This is a genomic window from Candidatus Binatia bacterium (genome assembly GCA_036382395.1).
Classification (GTDB): domain Bacteria; phylum Desulfobacterota; class Binatia; order HRBIN30; family HRBIN30; genus JAGDMS01.
The window spans coordinates 1-3,934 of the sequence record DASVHW010000275.1; the positions used below are offsets into that span (position 1 = coordinate 1).

At 64.0% G+C, this 3,934-nt stretch carries 4 protein-coding genes; 1 reads left to right on the forward strand and 3 read right to left on the reverse strand.

What is annotated here, in order from left to right:
• On the reverse strand, positions 1 to 381 hold a 381-nt coding region (locus VF515_12705), incomplete at its 3' end, for an alkaline phosphatase family protein (protein HEX7408496.1).
• Between the two features lie 239 nt (positions 382 to 620).
• On the opposite strand from VF515_12705, the gene VF515_12710 reads away from it, so the two are divergent.
• Positions 621 to 1,070, forward strand: coding sequence for a transposase (locus VF515_12710; protein ID HEX7408497.1), 450 nt, complete (start codon positions 621 to 623; stop codon positions 1,068 to 1,070).
• 227 nt (positions 1,071 to 1,297) lie between these two features.
• On the opposite strand, the gene VF515_12715 is transcribed toward VF515_12710, so the two are convergent.
• Together VF515_12715 and VF515_12720 are read right to left on the reverse strand one after the other, a co-directional pair.
• Positions 1,298 to 2,674: a sulfatase gene (locus VF515_12715; GenBank protein HEX7408498.1), complete on the reverse strand. Its 1,377-nt coding sequence runs from the start codon at positions 2,672 to 2,674 to the stop codon at positions 1,298 to 1,300.
• Positions 2,675 to 2,775: 101 nt separating this feature from the next.
• A partial coding sequence (locus tag VF515_12720; protein HEX7408499.1) for a glycosyltransferase occupies positions 2,776 to 3,934 on the reverse strand: 1,159 nt, incomplete at its 5' end.

Sequence of the window (3,934 nt, forward strand, 5' to 3'; positions counted from 1 at the left end):
CACCATGTGCCCATTGATCCAGCGCGGCGGATACGTCTGCGGTACACCCAAGAGCACCACCTGCTTCCCCGCGCGTGACAGAATGTCCCACACCAAGTCATGCTTGATCGAGCCGGAGTGTGCGAAGGCGTAGTCATCGTAGGTGTAGCTGCGGCGGTTGCGGAACCCGTAGCAGCCAAGTTGGCCGGGATCCTTGCTGGACATCATCGAGGACCACGCCGGCACAGTAATGGGCGGATGGCAACTCCGCATCTCGCCCCACATCCCCCGCCGCATCAAGCCGTCGAGATTGGGCAACTCGTTACGCCACAAATCGAACACCAATCGCGGCGGAGCACAATCGAGTCCGATCACTGCGACCTTCGGACTGCGTGCGGTCATCTCCTGGGTGTGCGACAAATTTGTGGGCCTTGTCGTTCGGGTCTACCCGCTCACCCTGAGAGGCCCAACCGGCGGGGCGCCGGCTTGGAACGTCCATGAACCGTTCTCACGCCCGGTGCCACCGCTCGGGGCGATGCCCCATAAGCGCTAACTTGAGACCTCAACCGGATGATTCCATAAGGTCTGGTGGCGACAGGCCTCTGTGCCTGTCGCCGGTTGGCTGGTACAGTCGACCATGGATGCAGCATCCAGAGGTCTATGTTTACCGCAGAAACCTGCCGCACTGGCGGCTTGCTGGAGCCACCTACTTCGTGACGTGGCGGTTGGGCAGCGGGCAGGTGGAGCTCTCGGCCGAGGAACGATCGCTGATCGCAGACTGCCTGCGGCACTTTGACCGGAAGAGGTACGACTTGCTGGCGTATGTGGTCATGAACGACCACGTGCATGCATTGGTCACTCCGATGGGTACTTGGAAGCTGGAGCAACTGGTTCATGGCTGGAAATCGTTCAGCACGCATCAGCTTCAGCATGCCCATGGGCGCATCGGCCACGTGTGGCAAGGGGAGTACTTCGACCGCGTCGTTCGGGACCAAGCCGAGTTGCTGGAGAAGGCGATGTACATTGTCCATAACCCGTGGAAACGATGGCCCGAGCTGCTGGGCTACCCGTGGCTGGGCGTTCGCGAGTGATCCACCGCGGCAGGCACAGAGGCCTGCCGCCACTGGTCCTGGGGCAACGCCCCACCCGGCGGTTGAAACCGCGGGCAACAAGAGCACCAAGCCCACCTGCGTGGGCTCCCCCGCCCCGCATGCGAACGGGGATAGGACGGGAGTCGCCGCAGGGCGACTTGGTGCCCTTGGTTGCCGCGAATTCATTCGCCAGGTCAGCGACTATCGACCGCTCACCGTGTGACTGTTCACTCGACATCGCCGAGCGCACGCAACTGCGCGCTGATCACCGCGCCCATTTCGGGCGGCTGCCCCTCGCCTTCGAATTTCTCCACCGAGGCGAGCCAGTCGAACAGCTGGCGGCGCAAGCGGTCGGCGCGTACCGGCTCGCGTTCGATGAGGTTGTTCCGTTCGCCCGCATCCGCGACCAGGTCGTAGAGTTCGTTGGCTTCGTCCGATTGCCAAACGAATTTCTCCCGCTTCGTGCGGATGGCTTTCTTGCGTACGTCGAGGCCACGGACATCGCATTCCGGGAACCGGCGCTGGAAGGCGGCCAGGTTGGGACGGAAACATTCCGAGATGGCAAACCCCGGGCCCGGCGTGGCGTGTCCGTCCTGCAACAGCGGCCGGCCTTCAAGCTTGCCGGCGTCCTCGGGAACGTCGACCATGCGGAGGATGGTCGGCATGAGGTCGGTCGTCTGCGCCAGTTCGTCCACAACGAAGCCCCGAGGCACACGCGCCGGGCAGCGCAGCAGCAGCGGCACGCGCAGCACGGTATCGTACAGTACGGACTTGTGCCCCATAGTGGCGTGCTCACCGAGGCTCTCGCCGTGATCACCGGTGACGATGAACAACGTCCGGTCCCACTGTCCCTGTGCCCGCAAGAAGTCGGCCATCTCACGCAACCGCGTGTCGACGTAACGCAACCCACCGTCATAGAGCGAAGCCAGAATGGCGAAATCTTCCTCGCTCATGTCGAGCTGACGCGCCAGGTACTTGTTGCTGTCCTGGTTGACCGTGCGCACGCGCGCCTCGGTTACGCCACGCGGCAGGAACATGCGATCGTAGGGCCGGGGCGGCGCAAAGGGCAAATGCGTTTCGTTGTAGTGCACGAAGGCGAAAAACGGCTGCTCACTGGCCGCCAGCCACCGCCGTAACGCCTGATTGGTGCGCCGCGCGCCGGAATCATTGCGGCGCAAGAGCGTGTCACTCGCCTTGCGGCCATAGAGGATCGCCCGCGCCGCAACGCGGTTGTGGTAGCGCTGCGTGAAAAACGCGTCGAACCCGCGTCCGAACCCCGTCTCGGGGCCTACCCACGGTGCGGTGCAGAACGCCGCGGTTCGGTAGCCGGCCGCCTTGAGCTGTTCGGGAAGCGTCTGGTGTTGCGCCCACAGGAAACGGTTTTCGTCAGTCGCGCCGTGCGTCGCGGCGTACAGCCCGGTGAACAAAGACGCGTGTGCCGGCAGCGTCGACGGCGCGGTAGCGATCATGCTCGAAAACCGCACCCCTTCCCGCGCCACCTGATCCAGAAACGGTGTGGTTTCCCGGGCGTGACCGTAGCACGACAAGTGATCCGCACGGGCGCCGTCCAAGACCACCAGTATGACGTTCAAGCGTTCAGCCATCACTCTCGACCCGCCTCCGCAATTGCGGGATTTCTGATCACAGTTGCCCCGCCAAGTCCACAGCTCTTTCGTGCCGCAGTCGGCATGACGTCTCGCGGCACTTACGATGCTTCCTGTGCCACCTTCGCTACGGCCACACCGCGGGCCGCGGCGAGTTCCAGATACAGTCGCTCCATCTGCCTCACCATCGCCTGGGCCGAGAATCCCTCATGTACGATCCGTCTCGCCAGGCGGCCCATCTCGCGTGCGCGCATCGGCTGCGCCAACACCTCGCTGATCGCGGCCGCCAGCGCCTCGGCATCTTTGGCTGGCACCAGCAGGCCGCTATGGCCGTGCCGTACCACCTCGCCGGTGCCGCCGACGTCGGTGGCGACCACCGCCTTTTCCATCGCCATGGCTTCGAGGATCGCGTTCGACATCCCCTCGTCATGCGATGACAGTACGAACAGGTCGAATGCCGACAACACTTCCGGCATGTCGCTACGGCGCCCGAGCAGATGCAGATGCCGTTCGAGACCGAGAGTCCGCACCAACATCTGCAGTTCCTGGTCCAGGTCGCCTTCGCCGACGATCACCGCGTGCGCCGCGGGTTGCGTCTCGCGAACGCGCGCCATGGCGCGAATGAACTCTTCCACACCTTTGCGCACGCGCATACGCGTGACGATCCCTACCACCGGAACATCCTCCGGCAGGCCCAGGCGGCTCTTGAAGGGCGCCGGCGGCAACGGGCAAAAACGCTCGGTATCCACCCCGCTCGGAATGACGATCATCTTTTCTCTCGCGCAGCCCTCGTTATCGTGCACGAAATCCCGCACCGCCTCAGCGTTGACCATTACTCGATCCGAGAGGACGTTGGCGATCTTGGCGCTCAGCAACTCGAAGCCTCGGCGCTCGTGGCAGCCGCGTTTGCTCGACAGCACCACCGGGACACGGGCTGTGCGGGCGGCAAGCGACCCCACGAGGTTGGCGCGCAAGAGATAGTTGTGCACCACATCGGCTTGCTGCCGCCGCAGCGCTCTGGCCAGGGCGATCACCCGCGCCGGCAGGGCTACACCTTTGAAGCTCAACGCCGCCGCTGGGGTCTGTACCGGGATACCCAAAGCCCGCACCGTGTCCAACAACACACCCTCGGCGCGCAAGCAATAGAGCACCGGTTCAAAGTGGTCGCGATCGAGCAACCGCAGCACCTGCGTCAGGTGCGTCTGGCTGCCGCCGACGACCATCGACTTGATGACATAGGCGAGGCGTATCTTGCGCATG